Annotated in this window: 22 protein-coding genes; 15 read left to right on the top strand and 7 right to left on the bottom strand. The window is 30.7% G+C overall.

Translation table 11 applies throughout. From position 1 onward, the window contains the following. The first annotated feature begins 63 nt into the window (after nt 1–63). The 6 genes from ACJDT4_RS17585 (at nt 64) to ACJDT4_RS17560 (ending at nt 7,098) form a co-directional block, all read left to right on the top strand. Entirely contained in the window at nt 64–2,856 is a 2,793-nt protein-coding gene (locus ACJDT4_RS17585; protein ID WP_406788886.1) for a sigma-54-dependent transcriptional regulator, read from the top strand. A gap of 329 nt (nt 2,857–3,185) precedes the next feature. Continuing rightward, on the top strand, nt 3,186–3,659 hold the full coding sequence (locus tag ACJDT4_RS17580; RefSeq protein ID WP_406788885.1) for a mannose/fructose/sorbose PTS transporter subunit IIB: 474 nt from the start codon (nt 3,186–3,188) through the stop codon (nt 3,657–3,659). Nucleotides 3,660–3,820: 161 nt separating this feature from the next. After that, nucleotides 3,821–4,801: a mannose/fructose/sorbose PTS transporter subunit IIA gene (locus tag ACJDT4_RS17575; RefSeq protein WP_406788884.1), complete on the top strand. Its 981-nt coding sequence runs from the start codon at nt 3,821–3,823 to the stop codon at nt 4,799–4,801. Between the two features lie 36 nt (nt 4,802–4,837). Then, the gene (locus ACJDT4_RS17570) at nt 4,838–5,644 is read left to right on the top strand and encodes a PTS mannose/fructose/sorbose transporter subunit IIC (protein WP_406788883.1); all 807 of its coding nucleotides are present in this window, start codon (nt 4,838–4,840) and stop codon (nt 5,642–5,644) included. A 19-nt stretch (nt 5,645–5,663) separates the two neighbouring features. Further along, nucleotides 5,664–6,575: a PTS system mannose/fructose/sorbose family transporter subunit IID gene (locus ACJDT4_RS17565; protein ID WP_406788882.1), complete on the top strand. Its 912-nt coding sequence runs from the start codon at nt 5,664–5,666 to the stop codon at nt 6,573–6,575. A 148-nt stretch (nt 6,576–6,723) separates the two neighbouring features. Then, nucleotides 6,724–7,098 (top strand): DUF956 family protein, encoded by a 375-nt coding sequence (locus ACJDT4_RS17560; protein WP_406788881.1) that lies wholly within the window; start codon nt 6,724–6,726, stop codon nt 7,096–7,098. 249 nt (nt 7,099–7,347) lie between these two features. Here ACJDT4_RS17560 and sufU read toward each other — a convergent pair whose 3' ends face one another. From sufU to sufC, 5 genes are read right to left on the bottom strand one after another with little or no spacing between them, the layout of a single operon-like run. Continuing rightward, entirely contained in the window at nt 7,348–7,788 is a 441-nt protein-coding gene (sufU, locus tag ACJDT4_RS17555) for a Fe-S cluster assembly sulfur transfer protein SufU (protein ID WP_406788880.1), read from the bottom strand. Beyond that, complete coding sequence (locus ACJDT4_RS17550) at nt 7,778–9,001, bottom strand: cysteine desulfurase (protein ID WP_406788879.1); 1,224 nt, start codon at nt 8,999–9,001, stop codon at nt 7,778–7,780. The genes sufU and ACJDT4_RS17550 overlap by 11 nt, the downstream gene beginning before the upstream one ends. Next, on the bottom strand, nt 8,994–10,085 hold the full coding sequence (gene sufD, locus ACJDT4_RS17545) for a Fe-S cluster assembly protein SufD (RefSeq protein WP_406788878.1): 1,092 nt from the start codon (nt 10,083–10,085) through the stop codon (nt 8,994–8,996). Before sufD ends, ACJDT4_RS17550 begins: the two co-directional genes overlap by 8 nt. 14 nt (nt 10,086–10,099) lie before the next feature. Beyond that, on the bottom strand, nt 10,100–11,506 hold the full coding sequence (gene sufB, locus ACJDT4_RS17540; RefSeq protein ID WP_406788877.1) for a Fe-S cluster assembly protein SufB: 1,407 nt from the start codon (nt 11,504–11,506) through the stop codon (nt 10,100–10,102). A 13-nt stretch (nt 11,507–11,519) separates the two neighbouring features. Further along, on the bottom strand, nt 11,520–12,266 hold the full coding sequence (gene sufC, locus ACJDT4_RS17535; protein WP_406788876.1) for a Fe-S cluster assembly ATPase SufC: 747 nt from the start codon (nt 12,264–12,266) through the stop codon (nt 11,520–11,522). 736 nt (nt 12,267–13,002) lie between these two features. Here sufC and ACJDT4_RS17530 point away from each other — a divergent pair. From ACJDT4_RS17530 to ACJDT4_RS17495, 8 genes are all read left to right on the top strand, one after another. Further along, the gene (locus ACJDT4_RS17530) at nt 13,003–13,728 is read left to right on the top strand and encodes a DUF4097 family beta strand repeat-containing protein (protein ID WP_406788875.1); all 726 of its coding nucleotides are present in this window, start codon (nt 13,003–13,005) and stop codon (nt 13,726–13,728) included. A 35-nt stretch (nt 13,729–13,763) separates the two neighbouring features. Beyond that, nucleotides 13,764–14,486: a toast rack family protein gene (locus tag ACJDT4_RS17525; protein ID WP_406788874.1), complete on the top strand. Its 723-nt coding sequence runs from the start codon at nt 13,764–13,766 to the stop codon at nt 14,484–14,486. A 220-nt stretch (nt 14,487–14,706) separates the two neighbouring features. After that, nucleotides 14,707–15,906: a hypothetical protein gene (locus ACJDT4_RS17520; RefSeq protein WP_406788900.1), complete on the top strand. Its 1,200-nt coding sequence runs from the start codon at nt 14,707–14,709 to the stop codon at nt 15,904–15,906. Between the two features lie 12 nt (nt 15,907–15,918). Continuing rightward, complete coding sequence (locus ACJDT4_RS17515; protein WP_406788873.1) at nt 15,919–16,584, top strand: response regulator transcription factor; 666 nt, start codon at nt 15,919–15,921, stop codon at nt 16,582–16,584. Beyond that, nucleotides 16,571–17,575: a sensor histidine kinase gene (locus ACJDT4_RS17510; protein ID WP_406788872.1), complete on the top strand. Its 1,005-nt coding sequence runs from the start codon at nt 16,571–16,573 to the stop codon at nt 17,573–17,575. Before ACJDT4_RS17515 ends, ACJDT4_RS17510 begins: the two co-directional genes overlap by 14 nt. Before the next feature lie 59 nt (nt 17,576–17,634). After that, nucleotides 17,635–18,390, top strand: coding sequence for an ABC transporter ATP-binding protein (locus tag ACJDT4_RS17505; protein ID WP_406788871.1), 756 nt, complete (start codon nt 17,635–17,637; stop codon nt 18,388–18,390). Continuing rightward, entirely contained in the window at nt 18,390–20,408 is a 2,019-nt protein-coding gene (locus tag ACJDT4_RS17500) for an ABC transporter permease (protein WP_406788870.1), read from the top strand. The genes ACJDT4_RS17505 and ACJDT4_RS17500 overlap by 1 nt, the downstream gene beginning before the upstream one ends. A 13-nt stretch (nt 20,409–20,421) precedes the next feature. Beyond that, nucleotides 20,422–21,648: a hypothetical protein gene (locus tag ACJDT4_RS17495; RefSeq protein WP_406788869.1), complete on the top strand. Its 1,227-nt coding sequence runs from the start codon at nt 20,422–20,424 to the stop codon at nt 21,646–21,648. 91 nt (nt 21,649–21,739) lie between these two features. On the opposite strand, the gene ACJDT4_RS17490 is transcribed toward ACJDT4_RS17495, so the two are convergent. Then, the gene (locus ACJDT4_RS17490; RefSeq protein ID WP_406788868.1) at nt 21,740–22,666 is read right to left on the bottom strand and encodes a response regulator; all 927 of its coding nucleotides are present in this window, start codon (nt 22,664–22,666) and stop codon (nt 21,740–21,742) included. Between the two features lie 3 nt (nt 22,667–22,669). Then, on the bottom strand, nt 22,670–23,941 hold the full coding sequence (locus tag ACJDT4_RS17485; protein WP_406788867.1) for an ATP-binding protein: 1,272 nt from the start codon (nt 23,939–23,941) through the stop codon (nt 22,670–22,672). A gap of 297 nt (nt 23,942–24,238) precedes the next feature. On the opposite strand from ACJDT4_RS17485, the gene ACJDT4_RS17480 reads away from it, so the two are divergent. Then, nucleotides 24,239–25,504: a cation:dicarboxylate symporter family transporter gene (locus tag ACJDT4_RS17480; RefSeq protein WP_406788866.1), complete on the top strand. Its 1,266-nt coding sequence runs from the start codon at nt 24,239–24,241 to the stop codon at nt 25,502–25,504. The last annotated feature ends 242 nt before the right edge of the window (nt 25,505–25,746 follow it).

Here is a 25,746-nt window from a genome sequence, read left to right as displayed (position 1 = left end):
TAAATTTCATATTGGTAATTTAAATCTTTCATGTTGTTTAACTATATATAGGAGGCTAAAATTTTGAAAAGAATAGAACGTATATATAATTACATTGTAGAAAAAACTAGTGGATTTGACATTGCGGCATTGAAGCAGAAATGTGGATTTAGTTCTTTAGAAATTTCAGAAAATTTAAATATATTGAGAAATAATGTAAGCAAGGAACTTAATGAATTACTAAGACAAGGTAAGATAATAAAAATAAAGGTAAGGCCTGTGCTATACATTGATAAGGCTTGCGTTGAAAAGCTTATCAATAAGAAGTTACAAGAAGGGCCTATAGAAATAAAATCTTTAGATGAAATTTTGAACTATGAAGAAAAGATGAAAAAGTTAGAAGAAGGATCGCCCTTTAGTAGATTGATTGGAGGACAAGGGAGTCTTAGGAATCAAGTAGAACAGGCAAAAGCAGCAATACTATATCCACCTAATGGGCTGCATACTCTTATTGTAGGACAAACAGGAGTTGGTAAGACGCTTTTTGCAAATATGATGTATAATCAAGCAAAATACGTAAAAAGATTAAAGGAGGATGCACCCTTTATAGTATTTAATTGTGCGGATTACTACAATAACCCACAACTTTTAATATCACATTTATTTGGACATGTAAAAGGAGCTTATACAGGAGCAGACAGTGATAAATCTGGAATCGTAGAGAAGGCTGATGGTGGAATACTATTTTTAGACGAAATACATAGACTTCCTCCAGAAGGTCAAGAAATGCTATTTTACTTTATGGACACAGGCAAATTCAATAGATTAGGAGAAACCGAAAGAAATAGGCAATCCTCTGTGCTTATAATCGGGGCTACTACGGAAGATCCAAATTCATCATTATTAAAAACATTTATTAGAAGAATACCAATAGTAATAAATATTCCCAGCTTTGAAAAAAGATCAGTAAAGGAGAAGGTTGACTTAATTAAATATTTGCTTGCAAATGAAGCACATAGAGTTAATAAAGTAATTAAAATAGAAAATGAAGCCGTTAAAGCTATAATTGGTAGTACATCTTATGGAAATATTGGACAGATGAAATCCAATATACAGTTGATTTGTGCTACAGCATTTTTGAACAGTATTAATAATAAAGATTATATTGATATTACTTTTGAATCTTTACCGTCAAATATTAAAAGCGGACTTTTTTATTTAAGCGGCAAGAGAAAGGAAATGGAGGATATATCTTACTACATAGATTCTCAGTTAGTAATAACACCAGAGGGGCATAATGTATTAATTGATAAAGATCCTTACGATCCACCTTTTAATCTTTATAAAATAATAGAAGATAAGGCAGCAATATTGAAAGATGGTGGTGCTGATGATGAGTATATAAACAACTTTATAACTACAGATATTAATATTCATATTAAGTCCTTCTATAACAAGGTGAAAAATGATGAGGATGGCAGAAGCAAAATATTGAAGATTGTAAATGAAGATATATTAGAATTCTCAGAAAGTGTAATGCTAATGATTGAAAAGAAGATGAATAAGAAATTAAATGACAGATTTTTGTATGCTTTAAGTCTTCATCTAAGTTCTTTTTTAAATAGACTAAGCAATCATCAAAATTTAAAATACACCAATATTGAAGGGATAATAAATGATAAGCGAGCAGAATTTAATATTGCGCTTGAAGTTAAAGGAATGATTGAAAAAAAATATAATGTAGTTGTTCCTAAAATAGAAGTGATATATCTGACAATTTTAATTAGTTCAATTACAGAAGAACAAACTAATACACATGTAGCAATAATAGTTGCAGCTCATGGTAGCAGTACAGCCAGCAGTATGGTGAATGTTACAAAACAATTATTAGGAGATGGAGTAATAGAAGCGATTGATATGCCACTTGAGGTAAATCCAACCCAAATACTTGATGAAATAATAGAAAAGGCTAAAGAAATTGATATGGGAAAGGGAATACTTTTGTTAGTTGACATGGGCTCTCTTTCAAATTTTGATTCAGTAATAATGGAAAAAACAGATATAAAAGTTAAGACAATAGATATGGTGACTACACCACTGGTACTTGAAGCTGTACGAAAGGCTAATATCTTAGGTATGGATTTGGATGCCTTGTATAATTCACTTAAGGAATTTAGAGGATATTCAAAGGTTGAAGAAGAGGTTGAGGAAGAAAATGTAAATAAAAAAAGGGCAATAATAACAATATGCTCAACTGGAGAAGGAACAGCAGTAAAATTAAAAGAACTTGTTGAAAATATCGTTAAAGGCATCAAGGAAGAAGAAATCGAAGTTTTACCAATAAGCATAAATGATATAAAAAAGGAAGTAATAAAAATAAAAAATAGCTACAAAATAATAGCTTCTGTTGGTATTCTAGATCCTAAAATTGAAGTGCCATTTATATCGCTTGAAGAACTAATTAGTGGTAATGGCGAAAGAACTTTAATTAGTATAATACAAAGAAAGAGCTTTAAAATTGAAGAAAACCATGAAAATACAGTAGTAAAGGATTTATGTGAAGACAGTTTAAATCAATTTTTAACTTACTTAAATCCTTCTAAAATAATAAGTGTATTATATGAGTTTGTAAGTTTTTTAGAGAAAAATAAAAAAGTAAGCTTTAACAATGCAACCAAAATAAGAATAATGGTTCATGTTGGTTGTGCTTTGGAGAGGATGGTAATACAGGATGGTTTAGAGTACAAGAGGGAAAGGGATAAAGTAGATAAGCATGTAGTGGAAATCATCACGCAAGCAAATAAGATATTTAAAGATACTATAAATATAACTTTATCTGAAGATGAAATATTGTTTTTAGCAGAAATAATAGAATAAAAAATATTATATATCGATACACTTTTAGCATAATGCACTTTTTTTGTGTTAAAAATTAAAGAACAGTATTAAAATCACAAAAGAAGTGTATCAACAAAAAAATTAAAAAAGTTTTTACAATTAAAAAAGCGGCTGTTTCAAAAGAATTAACATAAATATAAAAAATAATACACTATTTTGGCATAATAATTGCTATATATAATAGTGTAATACAAATGAACTAATATTTATATAGAGTTATTTGGAAGAAGTCCTTTAATGCCGCTAAAGAGGTATAAATGAAAACGAAAACATACATATAAGAGTGATGATGAGGGGGATTATTCATAATGAATATAGTATTAGCAAGAATTGATGACAGATTAATACATGGTCAAGTAGCAACAATTTGGTCAAAAGACACAAAATGTCAAAGAATAATTGTATGTAATGATGATGTAGAAAGGGATCCGATTAGAAAAATACTTTTAGAACAAGTTGCACCTCCGGGAGTTAGAGCAAGTGTTTTAGGCATTGATAAGGCAATAAGAGTTTATAATAATCCAAGGTACAAAGATGATAGAGTATTGTTTTTATTCACTAATCCAACTGATGTTGTAAGAATGGTTAAAGGTGGAGTGGACATAAAAAGTGTAAATATTGGTGGAATGTCATTTAAGGAAGGAAAAAAACAAATAACTAATGCAGTATCAGTAAGTGATGAGGATATTGAAGCTTTCAAGAAATTAAATGAAAAAGGTATTGAACTAGAAATAAGGAAAGTTTCTTCGGATTCAAAAGTAGATTTAATGTCAAAACTATAAGATTTATCATATTAACTTTTGCCAAGGTAATGGTTAAATCAAATGTCATTATGGTTCGTAAATTAATTGAAGCGCAGTATAATAATTATTTTTGGTTACAGGTTCTTCAGAACTTTTATATAAATTTTTCTGTAACAAATAAAAAAATAGGAGGTATAGAAATGGTAGGAATTATTCTTGCTAGTCATGGAGAATTCGCTAAAGGCATCTTGCAATCTAGTACAATGATTTTTGGAGAACAAAAGAACGTACAAGCTGTTATGTTAATGCCTAGTGAAGGCCCTGATGATGTTAAAGCAAAACTAAAAAATGCAATTGCATCCTTTGACAACCAAGATGAGGTTTTATTCTTAGTTGATCTTTGGGGTGGTACACCATTCAACCAAGCTAGCAGTCTGTTTGAAGAACACAAAGATAAATGGGCAATCGTGGCTGGTATGAATTTACCAATGGTGATTGAAGCTTATGCTTTACGCATGTCTATGGAATCCGCACATGAAATTGCATCTAATTTATTACAAGCAGCTAAAGAAGGAGTTAAAGTTAAACCTGAAGAATTGGAGCCAGAAGATGCTGGTAAAACTTTAGAAGCTTCTGCAGGAAACTCTAATAATGTAGGAAGACCTGGATCATTTGAGTATGTTTTAGCTCGTATTGATTCTCGTTTACTTCATGGTCAAGTAGCAACTGCTTGGTCAAAGACTATGAACCCTACACGAATTATTGTCGTGTCAGATGAAGTAGCAAAAGATGAACTTCGTAAGAACTTAATAACGCAGGCTTCCCCTGTAGGTGTAAAGGCCCATGTTGTTCCAATCAGTCAAATGATTAAACTTGCGAAAGATGATAAACATTTTGGAGGACAACGTGCAATGCTTCTTTTTGAAAATCCAGAAGATGTACTTAGAGTGGTAGAAGGCGGAGTACCTTTAAAGACAATCAATGTTGGTTCTATGGCGCACTCTATAGGTAAAGTTCAACCAAGTAAAGTGCTTGCTTTCAATCAAGAAGATATTGATACTTTCAAGAAACTTAAAGAAGCTGGACTTACTTTTGATGTTCGTAAAGTTCCAAATGATTCAAAAGCAAATATGGACGAAATTCTTAGAAAAGCACAAGAAGAGTTAAATAAGCTAAAATAATTTAACTATTCAAATAAAAAAAGGGGGTTTATAACCGTGAGTTTAAATATAATTCAAATCATATTAGTCGTTTTCGTAGCATTTCTAGCTGGTATGGAAGGTATTTTGGATGAATTCCATTTTCACCAACCAATAATTGCTTGCACGTTAATTGGCTTAGTCACAGGTAACTTATTACCATGTTTAATCTTAGGTGGTAGTCTTGAAATGATTGCCTTAGGTTGGGCAAATATTGGTGCTGCTGTAGCACCAGATGCAGCAATAGCATCTGTTGCATCCGCAATTATTCTAGTTCTTGGAGGACAGGGCAGAGCAGGTGTTCCCTCAGCTGTTGCAATTGCTGTTCCACTAGCAGTTGCAGGGCTAATATTACAAACTATTTGTCGTACAATCGGTGTAATCATTATACATCTTATGGATGCTGCTGCTGAAGAAGGAAATATGAGAAAAATTGAAATGTGGCATATTATTTCTATTTGTATGCATGCTCTACGTTGTGTAATTCCAGCAGTAATGATCTTAGCACTTGGTGCTGGTCGTATTCGTACAATGCTTGGACTTATGCCTACTTGGTTAACAGATGGTTTAGCAATAAGCGGTGGAATGGTTGTAGCTGTTGGTTATGCAATGGTAATCAATATGATGGCTACAAAAGAAGTATGGCCATTCTTTGCAATAGGTTTTGTGTTAGCAACCATTTCACAAATTACACTTATTGGACTAGGCATAATTGGTACATCTATAGCTCTTATTTACTTAGTACTTAGTAAAAAAGGCGGTTCAGGTAATGGTGGAATCTCAAATACTGGTGATCCGTTAGGCGATCTTATTGATAAATACTAAGAAGGGGGAGAATAAGAAGATGGAAAAGAAAATAAAATTAACGAAAAAAGACCGTATGTCTGTTTGTTGGCGTTCAACTTTCATTCAAGGTTCATGGAACTATGAAAGAATGCAAAATGGTGGTTGGGCTTTTGCACTCATTCCAGCACTCAAGAAATTATATAAGACTAAAGAAGATAGAGCAGCTGCATTAAAACGTCACTTGGAGTTCTTTAATACTCACCCATACTTAGCTTCGCCAATCATTGGTGTAACATTAGCTTTGGAAGAGGAACGTGCGAACGGTGCACCAATTGATGATGTAACCGTTCAAGGTGTTAAAGTTGGTATGATGGGACCTTTAGCAGGTATTGGAGATCCAGTGTTCTGGTTTACTGTTAAGCCGATTATAGGTGCACTAGCTGCTTCTCTTGCTTTGACTGGTAACATTCTTGGACCAATTATCTATTTCATTGCTTGGAATGCAATCCGTATAGCATTTATGTGGTATACACAAGAGTTTGGTTATAAAGCAGGATCGCATATTACTGATGATTTATCAGGTGGTTTACTACAAGATGTTACAAAAGGAGCATCCATCCTTGGTATGTTCATTTTGGGGTCATTAGTTAATAGATGGGTATCTGTTAAATTTACACCTATAATATCATCTGCTCCGTATGCTAAGGGTGCCTTTATTGATTGGAGTAAACTTCCTGCTGGAGCAAATGGTATTAAACAAGCTTTGTTGCAGCAAGCAGCTGGTTTGTCATTAACTGATAAAAAAGTTACAACGCTTCAAGGCAATTTGGATTCATTGATTCCTGGACTTGCAGGATTATTAATTACATTTATTTGTATGTGGCTTCTTAAAAAGAAAGTATCTCCAATTATAATTATCCTTGGATTATTTGTAATCGGTGTTGTTTTCCACGTAATTGGTTTAATGTAATATTTTCACTAAGTCTAGGCTAATATAATATTTTTAGTTAGCCTAGGCTTTTGCTAATCATAAAACATTGTCTGCTTGATAGAAATAAATAAAAAATATATAATAAAAATAAAGATGTCTATCTATAAATAGAAAAGAGGTAGCTCGTATGGTTCAATCACTAAATACAAAGGTGGATTTAGTAATGGATTCAACAGCCTTTACAGGGATTGCAGATTATGGAAAAATAATGATTGGTGACAAAGGTTTTGAATTCTATAATTCCCGTGATTCTCGTAAATTTATTCAAATCCCTTGGAAAGAGGTTGATTATGTTATTGCGTCTGTAATGCTAAAAGGAAAGTGGATTCCACGATATGCAATTAAGACAAAGAAAAATGGTACTTATACTTTTGCTTCTAAAGATGCAAAAAAAGTACTTCGTGCTATTCGAGAATATGTTGATACAAATCGTATGGTTCAATCATTAAGTTTTTTTGATGTTATAAAAAGAGCGGTCAAATCAAAGTTTAAAAAGAATTAATCAACAATTTTATCACTTAATGAGTTTTATAAGTATTGATATTGAAGGATTTTATAATTGGTATAATAAAATAATTTAGTAAAGGCTTTATATTCATGCAAATATGAAATATATATAGTAATACAAAATTCATGGGGCGGCTTGCATGCGTCAATTAATGGGGAGTAGTTAAAATAGCGTACGCAGATTTGTTTAAACAAATCTGCGTACGCTATTTTTAGGTAAAGAATTTAAAGCATCATTAACTTTTTATTTATCACTATTGCTGCTTGTCGTTGCTTCATCAAGTGTATGCCATGCAAGTACTGCACATTTTACACGAGCAGGCATGTTTGAAACATTTTTAAAGGCTAAAGCATCTTCAAGCACTTCAAGTTCTTTGTCATCTGTTATTTCTCTTTTGATCATTCCAATAAAAGTATGAGCAAGTTCTTTTGCTTCTTCAACAGTTTTACCCTTTATAAGGTCAATCATTATTGAAGTGGAAGCTTGAGAAATAGCACATCCAATGCCAGTAAATGAGGCATCTTCAATTATGTTATCTTTTATTTTTAACTGAAGAGTAATTTCATCTCCACAGCTTGGATTATGACCATTTTCAACTATATTTGCACCTTCAAGCTCATGCTTATTATGCTTTGAAGCATTGTGCTCTGTTATTATTTCAGTATATATGGAATTAAGATCCATAGCCTAACCACTTCCTTGTATTTTTTAATCCGTAAGCTAAGGCATCGATGTCTTCCTTGGTATTGTAAAGATAAAAGCTTGCCCTGCAGGTTGCATTTACTCCCATGTATCTCATAAGAGGATTTGCACAGTGATGACCTGTTCTAATACCTATGCCATATGAATCTAGTATTGTAGCAACATCGTGTGGATGAACGTCATCTATATTAAAGGATATTACACCTGCTTTTTTAGTGATATCTTTTGTTCCATAAATTGTAACATGAGGTATTTCACTTAAGTTTTCAAGAGCATAGCTAGTTAGCTCTTTTTCTATAGCTTCTATATTATCAATACCAACTTTGTTTATATATTCGATGGCTGCTGTAAGTCCAACTGCGCCACCGACATTTTGAGTACCAGCTTCGAATTTATGAGGAACTTCAGCAAAAGTAGTTTCTTGTTCCCATACGTATTCTATCATGTCTCCACCACAAAGGAAAGGAGGCATTTTTTCAAGCAAGGCTTCTTTTCCATATACTACACCTATTCCCATAGGAGCAAGCATTTTATGACCTGAAAAAGCTGCAAAATCAGCATCTAAATCTTTAACATTAACTTTCATATGAGGAACGCTTTGAGCCATATCTACTATAGCGATAGCGCCAACACTATGTGCTTTTTTTATTACATCTTTAACAGGGTTTATTGTACCAAGTACGTTTGAAACTTGAGTTACAGAAACTATTTTTGTTTTTGGTGTTATTACACTTTCAATTTCTTCCTTTGGAATTATGCCCTCATCGTTTATATACAAATATTTGAGTACTGCACCTTTAGCCATAGCTACCTGCTGCCATGGAACTAAATTTGAATGATGCTCTGCTATGGAAATTACAATTTCATCTCCGGGTTCTAAAAAAGTAAGTCCATAGGAATAAGCTATAAGATTTAGGCCTTCTGTAACATTTTTTACAAATATTATTTCTTTGCTTTTTTCTGCGCCTATAAAGTCTTTTACAACTTCTCTAGTATTTTCGTAAAGTTCTGTTGCCTTTACGCTTAAAGCATAAGCACCTCTATGAGGATTAGCATTATTTTGTCTATAGTATTCATTAACAGCATTTATAACTGAGACAGGCTTTTGAGTAGTTGCTGCATTGTCTAAATATACAAATTTATGTCCGTTAAATTCCTGATTTAATGTTGGGAAATCTTCTATATATTTATTCATCTGAAAGTTTCCTCCTAATACTGTTAGAAATATTGGATTTCAATTCATCTGAAGGAATTTTATCTATTATAGGATTAAAAGCAGCTTCTATAATAAGTTTTTTTGCTTCAGCTTCACTAAACCCTCTACTCATTATATAAAACAATCTATTTTCATCTATTCTTCCAGCACTTGCTGCATGCTGACCATCAACATCTTCTTCTGTACAAAGGAGTATTGGAACAGATCTATTTTTTACATTAGGACTTAAAAGAACAGTATATTCTTCTTCCTGACCCTTTGATTTAACAGAGCCTTTTTTAAAGTCAAGAGTTCCTTTAAATACTTTTTTACTTTCATCAAGAAGAGCGCCTCTTGCTTCTATGTTACTTTTGGTTTCTTTACCATAATGATTTATAAGATAGTTAATATCTATGTCTCTCTCTTTGTCACCTAAGTATATTGAATGTATATTTCCATTGCTTTTATAGCCGTTTAAGTCTGCTCTGTAATTTGTAACATTAAATAGGCTGCCTAAATTTACTTCTACATAATTTACAACAGCATTGTCTTCTACTTTAGCTACATTTGCATCAAGATGTATGCTGTTATCTGAAAGTTCCTGTATTTTTATTAAATTTACGATTGAGCCTTTTTTTGCATAAACCTGAGTAAGTCCGTTGTGAAAAGCAGATGTTTGTGAACTGTAGTTTATAACTACTGTTACTTCGCTGTTTTCTTCAGCTATTATCAAATTATTATCTATTATTAGATCATTTTTTTCATCTGCATTGTAATTTATAAATACAGGTTTGGTCGCTTTCCTATCTATAATGGAGTTTACGTAAATGCCTGTATTGTAATTGTTTTTGCATTGTTCTAGTGAAGCTTCATTTAAACCTTCATAGTTTGAAGGAAGAAATTTTGATGAAGTATCTTTTTTCATTAGTTCTACCTTTACTTCACTGTTTTCTAATTCATCCGTTATACTTAAAGTATATTCTTTTGGTTCTGGTAAGGTTCTATCAATAGTTATATTGTTTACGCCAAGCCATCTCCAGGTTCTCATTGGAATGTTGTTTATTTTATTTAAAGTATTATTCATAACTATATCACCACCTATCCTATGTTTCCATTAAGCTCAAGCTTTATTAGATTATTCATTTCAACTGCGTATTCAAGAGGAAGTTCTTTTGATATAGGTTCAACAAAACCTCTTACTATCATAGCTCTTGCTTCTTCTTCACTTATCCCTCTTGACATTAGGTAGAATATTGCATCATCGCTTATTCTTCCTATTTTTGCTTCGTGTCCTATATCTACTTCGTCGTTTAATATATCAAGTGCTGGTATAGTATCTGAACGTGATATATCATCAAGCATTAAGGATTCACAGGAAACAGTGGATTTTGAATGATGAGCACAAGGTAAAACCTTAACTGAACCTCTATAAATTGCTGTACCATCGCCTTTTGAAATTGATTTTGAATTTACAGTAGATGAAGTATAAGGAGCTGCGTGAACTACCTTTGTACCCGTATCTAAAAATTGTCCAGTACCTGCAAAGGTTACTCCTGTAAATTCGGATTTTGCACCTTCACCCTTCAATATACTCATAGGATAAAGCATTGATTTTTTTGATCCAAATGATCCGGATACCCATTCTATTGTTCCATTTTTTTCAACTAAAGCACGTTTTGTGTTTAAGTTGAGCATGTTTCTAGACCAGTTTTCTATAGTTGAATATCTTAAAGTAGCATTTTCTTTTACATAAAGTTCAACACATCCTGCATGAAGGTTTGTTACGTTGTACTTTGGTGCAGAACAGCCTTCTATAAAGTGAAGCTTTGCTCCTTTTTCAACTATTATAAGTGTATGTTCAAATTGACCTGCGCCAGGAGAATTAAGTCTGAAATAGGATTGAAGAGGTATATCCACATCAATACCTTCAGGTACATATACAAAGGAACCTCCAGACCATACAGCACCGTGAAGAGCTACAAATTTATGATCACTTGGTGGTACGAGCTTCATGAAGTATTCTTTAACTATATCCTCATATTGCTTTATAGCAGAATCCATATCTGTATATATTACACCTTGTTTAACTAAGTCTTCTTTTATACTGTGATAAACAACTTCTGAATCATACTGTGCACCAACACCTGCAAGAGATTCTCTTTCTGCCTGTGGTATTCCAAGCTGTTCAAAAGTGTTTTTTATATCGTCAGGGACATCCTTCCAGTTTCCCTTCATATCTGTATCTGGTCTTACATAAGTTACTATATTATCCATATCAAGTTCATCCAGTGATGGACCCCAAGTTGGCATTGCTGTTTTATTGTAAGTTTCTAGGGATTTTAGTCTAAAATCAAGCATCCACTGTGGTTCATCTTTTTCTTTTGATATCTTTTTAATTGTATCTTCTGTTAACCCTTTATTTACTTTATAGCTATATCTATCTTCATTCTTTATATCATAGACGCCTCTTTCGAGATCCTCTATGTAAGTTTTTTCATTACTCATAAGTAAAGCCTCCTTATACCATTTCTCTAAATGAAGCAAAACCTTTAGTGTTTATTTCATTCATTAAGGAAGCGTCTCCTGTTTTTACTATTTTCCCATCTAAAAGTACATGAACGAAATCAGGCTTTAAGTACTGAAGTATTTTGCTGTTATGAGTTATAATAAGTATAGAATTATTTTCATTTTTGAATTCGCTTATTCCCTTGGAAACTATTTTAACTGCATCTACATCAAGACCAGAATCAGTTTCATCAAGTATAGCAAGCTTTGGATTTATCATTAACATTTGAATAATTTCATTTTTCTTTTTCTCACCGCCTGAGAAACCAACATTTAGATATCTTTCGGCGTAGCTTTCATTCATCTCTAAAAGAGCCATTTTTTCTTTTAATTCTCTTCTAAAAGCTAATAGCTTTATTGGCTTTCCAGTGCTTTCTGTTCTTGCACTTCTAAGTAAACTTTCAACAGTTATTCCTGGAACCTCTTCAGGATTTTGAAAGGAAAGAAATATCCCCTTTTTTGCTCTTTCATTGGTTTTAAGTTCAGTTATGTTTTCGCCCTCGAAGTCTATAGAGCCATTTGTTACTTTATATTTAGGATGACCCATTATTACATTCATAAGAGTGGATTTTCCAGCTCCGTTAGGGCCCATTATTACATGAATTTCTCCTTTGTTTACTGTTAAATTAAGACCTTTAAGTATTTCCTTTTTGTCTGCTTCAGCGTGTATGTCATTTATTTCTAAAAGTTTTTCTAACATTAAATTCACTCCCGACTATTAATACAACTATAACAGATATAGTATTTGAAATATTAAAATTAGCTAGACTATATGTTGTGAAATAATTTTAGTATTCCAGCATATATCTTAAAGCTGTGTATTTACTTCTAATTTTAAACCCGACTATTTAACTCGGATTTTATATTTATATTTTATAGCTATAAAGAGATGTTGTCAATAATTATTATCGTGGACAAACTTTATGGGATATATTGACAATTGCGTGCGCGAAATGTATAGTGATTATATGGTAAAAAATTACAAATAGCAACAAACAAATTGATAGCTTGAAACATAGAAATTGCTAATATCAAATTCATCATACTATCGTGGGAGTGAAGTAACAATGCTTAAGGAACGATTTAAAAAAATTCTAATAAATCTTGGCTCAAAAATTGTAAAATGCTTAGATATTTCAATCTGTCTGAGCAAAGCGAGTAAACATACACGGGGCTTGGGCTAATATATGATGACTAATACAAGTTAAAGAAGGATAATGGGATTACATCCCAAACCCCGTATATGATCGTTATCCTTCTATACCTCGAGCAAGCACTCGCTTAAAATCACCACTTAGATTTATAGGATTTTTTTAACGCGACTAAGCATTGTTACTTCACAACTTCCAGTTTGTCGGAATGAATTTAATAGTATTAATTTTAAACTTTCAATTAGTTTATCTATATCTAGTGATGTACAGTGGGAGTGGGGAATTATGAAGAAAAAATATTTAAAGCTAGTATTTTTGTTTTTTATTGCAGTTTTTTTAGTGGGATGCGGAAGAGTAAATGCAAGTGAAATTCAAGAACAAAATGATACCTGCACAGTATCAAATTTAAAAGTTATAAATACGGGAATTGATCTTAAGGTTGGTACTTTGAATATTAATAGTAGCAATGATAATAATGTTAGCTCTAAAATTACCTTTGGTGATCCTAAATGGAAGCCTATTGTAAAAAGCATGAAGGACAATTATGGTGAAGATATAGATATAAGCGAGCCAGTTATAGGAAATATAGATAAAGGTAAAAACACTATAATGAATAATTGTGATTTGAGCATTAGTAAAAATGTTCCTACCAATATGAAGATAAAATCAGAGGCTGGTGATGTTAAAGCTGATTTAAGAGAACTTCAATTGAGTAATTTAGATGTTAATATGGGAAGTGGAAAATTATATCTCAATGTTTCTGGAAATTACAAGAAAGACATAACTGTAAATTTAAACTGTGGGAGAGGAGAAAGTACAATATATTTTCCTAAGAACATTGGAGTTAAAGTAGAAATTAAAAAGCATTCGGATAAAGATGTAGTTAATTTAGTTGGGCTTATGAATTCTGAAGAGGGTATTTATACAAATTCTAATTATGGTAAAAGTAGTGTGACTTTGTATGCGACAGTAAGTACAAGCAGTGGAAAAATTAATCTTAATGTGGATTAGTAGAAATTTTGATTTTTATGTGGGAGTGGAAATTTGTGAAAAGAAAATATTTAAAGCAAATATGTATAATCATAATAGCAAGCTTTTTAATAGGATGTACATATAATAGTACAAACAAAGTTCGGGAACAAAATAATACTTTTAATGTATCAAATTTGAAGACTGTAAATGTTGGGATTAATTTAAAAGTTGGAACTTTAAACATTAATAGCAGTAACAGTAACAATATTAGTTCTAAAATTATTTTTAATAAATCTGAATGGAAACCAATTATAGAAGATATTAAAAATAATAATAGTGAAGATTTAAATATAAGTCAGCCTAATATGAGTAAAATTAGCAAAAGCAACAAGGATATAAATAAGTGGAAGCTAAATTTTAGTGAAAATGTACCAGTTAATATGACTATAAAAACAGGGGTAGGAGATGTTACGGCTGATTTGAGAAAAGTTCAATTAAATAAGCTAGATATTGATATGGGAACTGGAAAGTTAAACCTAGATATATCTGGAGATTACAAGAAAAACTTAAATGTGAATTTAAACTGTGGTGTAGGAGAAACCACAATACATTTTCCTAAAAATATTGGAGTGAAGGTGAAAATAAAAAAGCATTTTATTGCAAAGGCAATTGATTCAACATGGTTTACGAATAATGGTGATGAATATACAAATTCTAATTATGGAAAAACTAATGTAACTATATATGCAATAGTAAATGCAAACGTTGGAAAGATTAATATTGAAGCGGATAAATAAAAATCCAATTTGTGTGGCTATTCACTAATTCTTCGGTGAGTAGCCTCTATTTTTTAATGAAAATCAAAAAATATTTTACCTTAAAATTTTAAAATAAAATGTGAAACGTTAAATTTGTTATGATATAATTTTATAGAATATTTTTAATTAGGAAATTTTCATAACTAGGAGGATAATTTTGAGTATATTAAAGAGAGAAAATAGATTCTACTTGATATCAATGTTGGTAGCATTGATATTATGCATTTTATGGGTTGCATTTGTTAAAACAGTACCTTATTCAGATTTTGATTATTATTATGGTTTAGCAAAGCAAATTGCAAATGGAGGAAATTTTGGAGATACATACACATCTGTTGGCTATTCTATTGTGCTTGGATATGTATTTATGATTTTTGGAAAAAGCATTCTTGTAGGAGAAATATTCAATTTGCTTCTTACTATTATAAGCTATTTTTTAATGTACAGTTTGCTTAAAAAAATTAATATAAGTGAAATTAAAAGAAAAATGATATTTTTTATTTTTATATTTTTCCCAGCTAATATTTTTTACAATAGTCTTCTTGGGACAGAGATACTTTTCACTATGCTGCTTCTTTTGATTACTAATATATATTTCTCTAACAATAAATTCAAGTATATTTTTGTAGGGATTTTGGCAGGAGCAGAGACTATGATAAAGCCAGGCTTTTTTGTGTTTTTCTTTGCTGTATTTTTGGTGGAAATAATTAAGAATAAAAAACTAATAAAGCCAGCTCTTCATGCCTTAATAGTTCTTGTACTTACAGGGGTGGTTGTATCACCTATGATTTATAGAAATACTAAACTTATTGGAGAATTTACAGGTGTATCTAATAACGGCGGTATAGTTTTGTATATAAATAATAACTCTCAAAATACAAAAGGAAGATGGATGCCAGCAGCAGATGTTGAAAATTCCATAGTTTTAACTAAGGAGTACAAGAAAGCAAATATGACTGAGAAAAATCATATGCTTTCAAAAGTAGCTAAGAAGTGGATAAAGAGTCATCCGGTACAGTTTTTAGTCTTAGGTTTTAAAAGGCTTATTAATGTGTATTTTGTAGGTGATGATATACTTTTCACTTACAACAAGGCAGGACTTAGCCAAGGACTTCAAAGCATGCTTCTTATGTACACAAATCTCATAAGAAATGTAATATTTTTAGTTGGAATAATTGCAATAATTGCTTATTCTATAAAGGTAATAAGAATGTTAATTAAAAGAAGAAGTAATGAACTTGATAGCTTTAGTTTGTATGCACTTATAGTTTTTTATATGTTTACAGCAATGTATTTTATAACAGAAGGTCAGGGAAGATATGCTTTTCCATTTATATTTATAGTTATATACTTTTTCGTTAACTGGAGAGAGTTTTTTAAGAATCCTATTAAGCGCTAGAGGGTGACGGTTTTGAAAAAAATTTTAATTGTGGAAGATGATATGACATTAAGGAAGTATATAGAAGACTTTTTAAGCAGCTATGATTATGAAGTTAAACTTGTAACAGATTTTAATAGGGTGGAGGAGGAGGTTTTGTCTGCCTCCCCCGATTTAATATTACTGGACATTAATTTGCCTAAATTTGACGGTTTTTATTTTCTTAAGAGCATTAGAAAGAGAGTGTCTACTCCAGTAATTATTATTTCAGCAAGAAGTGCAGAACAAGAACAAATAAGAGGAATAGATTTAGGCGCGGACGATTACATAACTAAGCCTTTTGGAATAGAACTTCTTATTGCAAAGATAAATGCGGTATTTAGGAGAATTGATTCAAGTGGAAGCAAGGCTGTAAAAGTAAAAAATATAGAGCTTATGTGTGAAAGTATGAGTCTTAAAGTAAACGGTGAAATAATAGAACTTTCTAAAAATGAGTACAAGCTTCTTAAGGTGTTTATAACCAATTATAATAAGGTAGTTTCAAGGGAAGAACTTTTAGAGGAATTGTGGGATGAAACTGCTTTTGTGGATGATAATACGTTAACTGTTAATATAACAAGACTAAAGAAAAGACTAAAGGAAATAAAGGCAGAAGTGTTTGTTGTAACAAAAAGGGGGATTGGTTATGTCCTTCAGTAAAATTTTAATTAATACTTTGAAAAAGGAAAAAGCAGCTATATTTCTTTACATTATTAGCACAGTATCAATTATGCTTTATTATTTTTTTATATATGACAGTAAATTTATGTCATATCCACTAATTTTAGCATTAACCTTTCTAATATGTTATCTTACCTACAAATTCTTTGTATACAGGAATCTCTATATTTACCTAGATGAAGGGAAAGTAAGTCCAAAATATAAAATGAAAAATGGATATGTTTTTGAAGATGTACTTAATGTGCTGAGAGAACTACACAGTGATTACATTTCTAAAATTGACCTTTTGGAAGAAAAGCATGCGGAAAAAGAAAAGTTTTTAAGTGAATGGATTCACAATATGAAAACCTCTGTAGCAATCATAGAGCTTGCGGCAGAAAAGGGTAAAAAGCTTTATAAGGGGGAGGAGTTAATTAAAGATATATATGAGGAAAATGCCAAGCTTCAAGAAAATCTAGAGAGTACTTTAAATATATTTAGGCTTGAAGAATTCGCAAAGGATTACATTCCGGAAAAGGTAAATTTAAAAAGCTTAATAACCGATATTGCAAATGCGGAAAAAAGGAATTTTATATATGGAAGAGTGTTTCCTAAAATTGAAATTGAAGATGAATATTACATATATACTGATAAAAAGTGGGCAGGCTATGTTGTTTCTCAAGTTGTTAACAATGCCATAAAATACGCAGCAAACACAAAATATATAACCTTTTACTGTGAGAAAAAAGGAGAAATTATTACCTTATATATAAAAGATACAGGTATTGGAATAAAAAAGGAAGAGCTTGGTAGAGTTTTTGAGCCTTTTTTTACAGGCAGCAATGGAAGGCGTGATGGAAGATCAACCGGTATAGGACTTTATATGTGTAAAACTGTATGTAACATGCTAAATAGCAATATAAGCATAGAATCGGAGGATGGAAAAGGAACGGTTGTAAGTGTAACCTTTCATGAGTGTAAGGTTATGTAAGAATAAGCAATTTGAGAAGGTAAGGAAAAAAGATATACTAAGGATGCAGGAGGATAAGTATGAAGGTTTTAGAATGTATGAAACTAACAAAAATTTATGATGCTTATAAAAAAGTTGGAAGCGTAAAGGCATTAAAAGGTATATCTTTTGGTGTAGAGGAAGGCGAATTTCTGGGGATAATGGGACCAAGCGGCAGTGGTAAAACAACACTTTTGAATATACTTTCAGGAATTGATAACGCTACTAATGGAGAGGTTTTTATCAAAGGAAAAAATATAATTAAAATGAAAAGAGATGAGCTTGCACTTTTTAGAAGAAGAAATATAGGGTTTATATTTCAAGATTTTAATCTCTTAGAAAGCTTGACAGTAAAAGAAAATATAGGTTTTCCTATGACCGTAGACAAAGTGAAACCAGAAATTATTGAAAGCAAAGCGAGCGAACTTTTGAATTTTTTAAACCTTAAGGAGATAGAAAACAGTTATCCTTACAATATTTCTGGTGGACAAAAACAAAAAACGGCTGTGGCTAGAGCGCTTGCTGTTAATCCATCTATTGTATTTGCAGATGAGCCTACTGGAAACTTAGATTCAAAATCCTCAAGAAATATTATGGATACTTTTAATAAAATAAATGAGGAAAGAAAAACGACAATTGTCATGGTTACTCATGATCCTTTTGCTGCGTCCTTTTGCACTAGAATTATATTTATAAAGGATGGAGAAATAAAGCTTGAAATTAATTCAGATGGGGATAGAAGAAGGTTTTTTGATAAAATTATTGAAGCAGAAGGTGCTATTGGAGGGGACATATAATGAGTCTCTGGAAAATGATATTGAAAAATGCCAAATACAATATTAAAAATTATACTGCTTATCTTTTGGGTAATAGTTTTATTATTGCAATTTTATTTATGTTTTTTAGCTTGGCATTGAGCAAGGAATTTATGGAGGCACAAAAAACTAATTTTGAAATCACAAATAGCCTTAATAGTACTATAGTTTTGATGGTGGCTTTTTCTATAGCCTTTATAATTTATACAACAGTGTCTTTTACTAAATATCGCGGAAAAGAATTTGGAATTTATTTTACTATAGGCTTAACCTCTAAAAATATAATCAATATCCTTTTATATGAAAACTTTATGATTGCAATAGCCTCTTTTGTTTTTGGAGGTGTTTTTGGAACTGTATTTTTAAAGCTATTTTATATGGCAATATTAAAGCTTTTAAGCATTACAAATATTAATATCCAAATTAGTTCTTCGGCATATGCATACATTGCTACAATATCAGGCTTAATATTTATATTTAATACAATTTATCAAATTATGTTTCTTAAAAGACTTTCAATTGTGGAAATACTAAAATCTACTTCAAAAAGATATATTAAAAGGGGAAATTCATTGCTTGGTATTGTTGGGATAATTGTAATTACAGCTTCTGTGGTGATTTTTCACAACATATCAAATTATGAGATTAATGATCAACCTAGGATTTTAATCAAGATGTTTATAGCAGATATTATTGCTTTGTACTTTGCAATAGGCTTTGCTATGGAATTAATAATTAAAATTTTAAAAAGAAGTAAGAGAATCTACAACAATAATATATTATGCATAAATTCATTTTTACATAGATTTATTGCTTACAGGACCGTTTTATATGTAGTAATAATTCTTGTAGCAGGTGGTATTGGCTTTATTTCTGTTTCATACTCAAACTACATATCTATAGATAATAATTTAAATTCTATAGATCCATATGATTTAAGCTTTACTGTTCAAAATGATTTATATAAAAATAGCTTAAAAAGCACGGTTGAGGCTTCAGGGGCAAAAATTAAAAGTTATAAGGTACTTCAAGGTATAAATGTTTTTTATTTAGTAGTATCAAAAGAAAAGATAAACTGGAATGGCATTATGATTATGGCTACAAGTGAAAGTAGATATAATAAATTAAATAAAGACCGTGTAGCCGTAAGGAGAGGACATGCTATTTTTGCTCAGGCGGGTGGAAATAACTATCAGGTCGGCGGAATTGTTATAGATTTTCCCAAAGAAGATGATTATGAAAATAGTGAAACTTTTCGTTTGTTTTGTAATAATGGAATCTTTCCATTTACAAGATATACAAAGCTCAAGCAGAATAAGGGGTATATATATGTTCCTGAAAAAAATATAACCTATAAGGATAAAACTATTAATAACACTTTATTTAATTCACAAGGTACTTTTGTTAGAGGAGTTTCAGTAATACTTAGCGATGAAGATTACGAAAAGCTCAAAAAAAATTCATCAAAAAGCTCAATTTATGATGATGTACTTATTAATTTAAATAATAACAATGAATATAAAAGTATTGAAAAAAATTTATCCTATAATCTTAATAAAATTGGTGGAAAAAAGCTTAAGGATACATTGTTTTTAAAGAAGAAGAAATTTTCGGACAGAATGAATAACGATGGGTTTTCACTTTTTGCTTATTCATTTTTAGGTGTAACCCTTTTAATTGGAAGTGCAGCAATTTTATACTTTAAGGCTTTTACTTCAATTGAAGAAGATAGAGAACTGTCTAAAAAGCTTTTTAAAATTGGTTTAACAAATAGAGAGATAAATAACATTATTATAAAGGAAATAGGAAGCATATTTTTAGTGCCATCAATTATAGCTATAGTAGTTACAGGTTATTACATGTCGACTATGTATAAAGATCTTAAATATGCTAATTACCTATGGCATAATACATTACTGATTTTTATAATTTATGGAGTAATTCAAATAACCTTTTTTTTGCTTACGACAAGCAGATACTTGAAGGAAATTGAAAATTAAGGAGAAAAAAAGTATGAAGAAAAATTATTATAGAAATATAACTATACTTGGACTTTTATTAAGTATAGTATGGATTATAATGGTAAATACTCAGCCATATTCAGATTTTAAATATTATAATGATCTTGCAAAACAAATGGCTAGTGGTGGTGCATGGGGAGATACCTATACATCAGTTGGATATTCAATAGTACTTGGTTTTGTATATAGAATTTTTGGAGCAAATCTAATGGTGGCAAAAGTGTTCAATATATTTTTGACAGCACTTAATTATTTGATGTTCTATTGGATAGTACAGCAAATTAATATAAGCGAAAGAAAGCAAAAAATTATTTATGGAATGTTTGTTCTTTTTCCTAATAATATTTTTTATAATAGCATTACAGGAACAGAAATAATATTTGTTACAGTGCTCTTTATGATTACTCTTGTATACTTTAGTGATTTTAAACATAAATATGTTGCACTAGGAGCTCTTACGGCGGTAGCTGCAATGATAAAACCATTCTTCTTTTTATTTTTCTTTGCAGTATTTGTAATAGAACTTTTGCTTAAAAATAAACTTTTAGATGTTTTAAAACATAGTATTTTAATATTGATTGTTAGTATGATATGCCTTTCACCCTGGATTTACAGAAATACGAAGCTTATAGGTCAGTTTACGCTTATATCAAATAACAAGGGAATTGTACTTTATATAAATAATAATTCTCAAAATCATACTGGACTTTGGATGGATGCTAAAAACGTTGAAAATTCTATTGTAAATAAAAAGAGTTATATTAATGCAAATGCAACAGAAAAAAATAAAATGTTAACAGCGGCTGCAAAAAAGTGGATAGTAAGTCATCCAGGACAATTTGTAGTGTTAGGCTTCAAGAGATTAATTAACACTTACTTTAGCTGCAGTGATATAAGCTATAGCTTTTATGGAAGCGGAATGAATCCAAGCATTCAAATGCTTTTGGGAACTCTATCAAATGACGTTAAAATTATTGTATTTGTAATAGCGGTAATTTCAATAATTGCATACAGTGTAAAAGTAATTCAAAGCTTTGTTACTAAAAAAGAATTGGATAAATTCAGCGTGTATGGTTTGATTATATTTTACATGGTTACCTGTACTTATTTTGTTACAGAAGGACAACCTAGATATTCATTTCCAGTTATATTTATAGCAATTTGTTTTTTTGTTAATGTACCAAATTTTGCTATGAAGTTTATAACGAGAAAAGGATAGTGCATTTTTAGTAGCGTAACATGTAGTATATATTATGAATACAAAACTGGAGTAGAATTGAATAATGTTTAAAGATAGTCTTATTTACTTGCTATCCTAGCATTTTCTTTTTTGCTTCCATATATAGCACTTTAACAAATTTTTTCATGTTAATTCTAATCTTTGATTCCGAAGACTTTGTGTTATTTTCAAGCTCCAGCATCTTCTTCCTAATTTCTGTGAAATCAAAAAAGTTTGACGAATATTCTTCAAATTTTTCATTAGAATAATCCATAAGTCCAAGAGAAGCTAGATGTGTAAGACTTTGAGAGATAGCTCTCCTAACCCTCTGCTCTGAAGCTTTAATTTCCTTTGTTATGTCAGAAGAAGATGCATTTGGTTTAAGCTTTTTAATTGCGATATTTGTAAATATGTCCTTCAAAGCAGGAAATTCTTCTTTCGTGCTGTCTTCATTTTCGCATTTATATATATATTCAAGCATAGATAGTAAATCACTACTTCCATTCTCGCCTATTATACCAAGCTCTGATAAAAGAAATTTGCCGGCGGTTAAGATAGTCTTTTTTTCTACAATGTCTTTTTCTTTAAAATTCTTCTTTGTGTAATCAAGTATGTTAAGAGTTTTTTTTATGTCGTATATTGATTTTTCGAGTTTTATGTTTTCAGTTACCTTTTCAATAATTTTTATAACTTCAAGTCTGTTAATAGGCTTTGTAATGTAGTATTCAGCACCAAGGGAATAAGCTTCTGCAATCATATCTTTATCTTCAACCTGCGAAAGCATAATGATTTTTGTATTTAGATTAGAACCTAAGCTGCGGATAGTTTCAATGCCGTCACGCATAGGCATAAGCAAATCTATTATAAGAATATCTATTTTTTTTAAAGAGAGCAAAGTTTTATCTATATTTGAGCCATTATCAGAAGTACCAACAACGCTGCCAAGATCGTAGTCTTCAATAATTTCTGTAAGCATTGTGCAAATAGCTTCATCATCATCAGCAATAAAAAATCTCATAAGTTATTCCTCCCTAGTTAAATTTGCTAAAGGTAATTTTATTGTAAAAATAGTTTCTTTTTCTGTAGATTGCAAATTGAGACTACCATTAAGACTATTTATAATTTCCCTCACGTAAGATAAACCTATTCCTGTTGAAGGTTTACCTGCATTATCATATTTTGTGGTGTAACCAGGTTTAAATATAAGCTCCAGCTTTTTATTAGGTATTCCAGGACCATTGTCGGAAAGTTTAAATTGAAGAAATCCAGCTTCTTTTTTTGCAGAAATTTTAATGCTTCCTTTTTTATTGATAGCCTCCACAGAGTTAGAAACAAGGTTATTTAGTATAGATAATAGTATAAAGGCATGAAATAAATCGCTAAGTTCTTCTATATCCAAAATGAAGTCAATGTTTTTACACATTGCTTCAGCATATTTTGAGTTTGTGTTTGCTAATATAGCTATTATTTCCTTTAAAGTCATGTAGTCAGTTGAGTTTCCGTTTAAAATCATCTTTGAAAGACCAGCATATATTCTTTGATTATCCTTTTTTATTTCGTGAACTTCTCCAGCTATACCTAAAATCTGTTTAGATAGAGCATTTGAATCTATGGCTTCATTTGAATTTTTTAATTCTCTGTATAAATTATAGCAGTTCCTAGTGATATGTTCTGCATTTAATAGAGATTTTTTTAGTTGTATGGATTCTTCATATAGACTTGAAATTAAAATAGCCATATTTCTATTTTGCTCTTGCTGCCTTTCAACTTCAAAATCCTTTTCATGGAGTTTTATTATATAGAAGAAACCAAGAACAAAAAAGCTTCGTATAATTGCAATTATTATTACTTCGTTAAAAACGCTCATGTTTATGTAATCACTTAAAAAAATATGTCTAATAGAGATTTCAACTAAACTAGAAGAAATTTCTATTAGTGCAGACAAAAATCCAAGTAAAAGATAGTGATTTAAATACTTTCTTCCGATAATGTAGAATAATCCAGCATACGTTAGATAATAAAAGAATGCAGGAAAGTTTAGCATAAAGCTATTGTAAAGCTGAAAGTTTCCCGTCATGAATACATATAAAAATATTCGAAAGATTACAACCGAGGCACCTATTATAAAGCCTGAAAATAGAGGGTGCATTTTTTTTATCCAAAGCAAGAAGAAGAAAAATATAGGTGTTCCAAAGCTAACCCTGTAAGTGTTGTGAAAAGGATATATTTTTAATTCACCTGCTAAGGGAATTACAATTATCATAACTAGTAGTATATATAATTTTTTTTTCAATTAAAACAACTCCTAAAATTAATTGATATGCATAACATGAAATTTTTAATGCAATTTTCTTAAATTTCATATTAAGGGTACAACTTTATATTCTAATAATTATATAATAAAAATTCAATAGAATAATTGTAGTTTTTTGTTATATTACGTAGTTATATTATTATAATCCTCATATAGATGATTATTAACGCTAAATTAATATAATTAATATAGTAAAACTGAGTACATTTTAAAATTAAATTTGCAATGATTATACGGGTAAATTTCATAAACAAACTTTAGGAGGGAATTAATAATATGAAAAAGATTAAATTTGGACTAGCATTTCAAATAGTGCTAGGGTTAATTTTAGGTATTATTGTAGGAGCAGTTTTTTACGGTAATACTACGGCTCAAAGTTATTTAAAGCCACTTGGAGATATTTTTTTAAGGCTTATAAAAATGATAGTAATTCCTATAGTTTTTTCTGCACTTGTTGTAGGAGTTTCAAGCCTTGGAGATATAAAGAAGGTTGGAAAAATAGGTGCAAAAACGCTTTTGTATTTTGAGATAATAACTACATTTGCTATTATTTTGGGGCTTTTTATAGCAAACGTAGTTAAACCTGGAACTGGAATTAATATGCATGAGTTAGCTAAGACAAGCATTGATACATATGTAAATACAGCTAAAACAAGTTCTCATCATGGAGCGTTAGACATAATTGTAAATATTGTACCTTCGAACATATTTGAATCCTTAACAAATGGCGAATTACTGCCAATAATATTTTTTTCAGTTATGTTTGGACTTGGCACAGCTGCTATTGGAGAAAAGGGAAAAATTATTATTGAATTATTTTCAGGTATAGAGAATGTAATGTTCTGGGTAACAAATCAAATAATGAGGGTTGCGCCAGTTGGAGTATTTGGACTTATAGGACTTACAATATCTAAATTTGGAGTTAAATCACTTATTCCTCTTGGAAAATTGGTTTTGACAGTTTATGGAGCAATATTTCTTTTCGTATTTGTTGTATTTGGGCTTATAGCTAAATTTGTAGCGAAGACAAGCGTCTTTAAAATAATAAAGATATTAAAAGAAGAAATCATATTAGCCTACACTACTGCAAGTTCAGAGGCTGTTCTTCCAAAGCTTATGGAGAAAATGGAGAAATTTGGGGCGCCACAGTCCATAATTTCCTTTGTGGTACCAACAGGATATTCTTTTAACTTAGATGGTTCTGCCTTATATCAATCTATTGCAGCTATATTTATAGCTCAACTTTATGGAATACATCTTTCAATAATTACCCAAATAAATCTTGTGGTTGTACTTATGATAACTTCAAAGGGAATGGCTGCTGTTCCTGGTACGTCCTTTGTAGTTCTCCTTGCAACCTTAGGTTCAGTTGGAATTCCTGTTGAAGGAGTTGCATTTATAGCAGGAATAGATCGTATTTTAGATATGGCAAGGACTGTAGTGAATGTTATAGGAAATTCCCTTGCTGTAATTGTAATTTCAAAATGGGAAGGACAATACGATAGGGAAAAGGGAGAAAAGTATATAGAGTCAATAGCTTAGTAACAATGCTTAGCCGCGTTAAAAAAATTCTATAAATCTAAGATGAAGAAATCATAAAATACTAAGATGTTTCAATAACTCGCCTTTGGCTTAAACAGATTGAAATATCTAAGAATTCTATGATTTTTTTATCAAGATTTATTAGAATTTTTTTAAATTGCCCCTTCAGTATTGTTACTAAGCTCCACGGATACAAGGAAAAAATTCCTTCGTACCTCCGGAATTTTAGGCTTGAATCTTCG

Origin of the sequence: Clostridium neuense, assembly GCF_045310695.1 — a bacterium.
In the GTDB taxonomy this organism is placed as follows: Bacteria; Bacillota; Clostridia; order Clostridiales; family Clostridiaceae; genus Clostridium_S; species Clostridium_S neuense.
This window is presented reverse-complemented; position numbering and strand designations above follow the sequence as displayed.

Bases quoted from the DNA above. Each gene is read 5' to 3' on its own strand.
- ACJDT4_RS17580 (WP_406788885.1), top strand. From the start codon at position 3,186: ATGAATATAGTATTAGCAAGAATTGATGACAGATTAATACATGGTCAA.
- ACJDT4_RS17575 (WP_406788884.1), top strand. From the start codon at position 3,821: ATGGTAGGAATTATTCTTGCTAGTCATGGAGAATTCGCTAAAGGCATC.
- ACJDT4_RS17565 (WP_406788882.1), top strand. From the start codon at position 5,664: ATGGAAAAGAAAATAAAATTAACGAAAAAAGACCGTATGTCTGTTTGT.
- ACJDT4_RS17560 (WP_406788881.1), top strand. From the start codon at position 6,724: ATGGTTCAATCACTAAATACAAAGGTGGATTTAGTAATGGATTCAACA.
- sufU (WP_406788880.1), bottom strand. From the start codon at position 7,788: ATGGATCTTAATTCCATATATACTGAAATAATAACAGAGCACAATGCT.
- ACJDT4_RS17550 (WP_406788879.1), bottom strand. From the start codon at position 9,001: ATGAATAAATATATAGAAGATTTCCCAACATTAAATCAGGAATTTAAC.
- sufD (WP_406788878.1), bottom strand. From the start codon at position 10,085: ATGAATAATACTTTAAATAAAATAAACAACATTCCAATGAGAACCTGG.
- sufB (WP_406788877.1), bottom strand. From the start codon at position 11,506: ATGAGTAATGAAAAAACTTACATAGAGGATCTCGAAAGAGGCGTCTAT.
- sufC (WP_406788876.1), bottom strand. From the start codon at position 12,266: ATGTTAGAAAAACTTTTAGAAATAAATGACATACACGCTGAAGCAGAC.
- ACJDT4_RS17530 (WP_406788875.1), top strand. From the start codon at position 13,003: ATGAAGAAAAAATATTTAAAGCTAGTATTTTTGTTTTTTATTGCAGTT.
- ACJDT4_RS17520 (WP_406788900.1), top strand. From the start codon at position 14,707: ATGTTGGTAGCATTGATATTATGCATTTTATGGGTTGCATTTGTTAAA.
- ACJDT4_RS17510 (WP_406788872.1), top strand. From the start codon at position 16,571: ATGTCCTTCAGTAAAATTTTAATTAATACTTTGAAAAAGGAAAAAGCA.
- ACJDT4_RS17505 (WP_406788871.1), top strand. From the start codon at position 17,635: ATGAAGGTTTTAGAATGTATGAAACTAACAAAAATTTATGATGCTTAT.
- ACJDT4_RS17500 (WP_406788870.1), top strand. From the start codon at position 18,390: ATGAGTCTCTGGAAAATGATATTGAAAAATGCCAAATACAATATTAAA.
- ACJDT4_RS17495 (WP_406788869.1), top strand. From the start codon at position 20,422: ATGAAGAAAAATTATTATAGAAATATAACTATACTTGGACTTTTATTA.
- ACJDT4_RS17490 (WP_406788868.1), bottom strand. From the start codon at position 22,666: ATGAGATTTTTTATTGCTGATGATGATGAAGCTATTTGCACAATGCTT.
- ACJDT4_RS17480 (WP_406788866.1), top strand. From the start codon at position 24,239: ATGAAAAAGATTAAATTTGGACTAGCATTTCAAATAGTGCTAGGGTTA.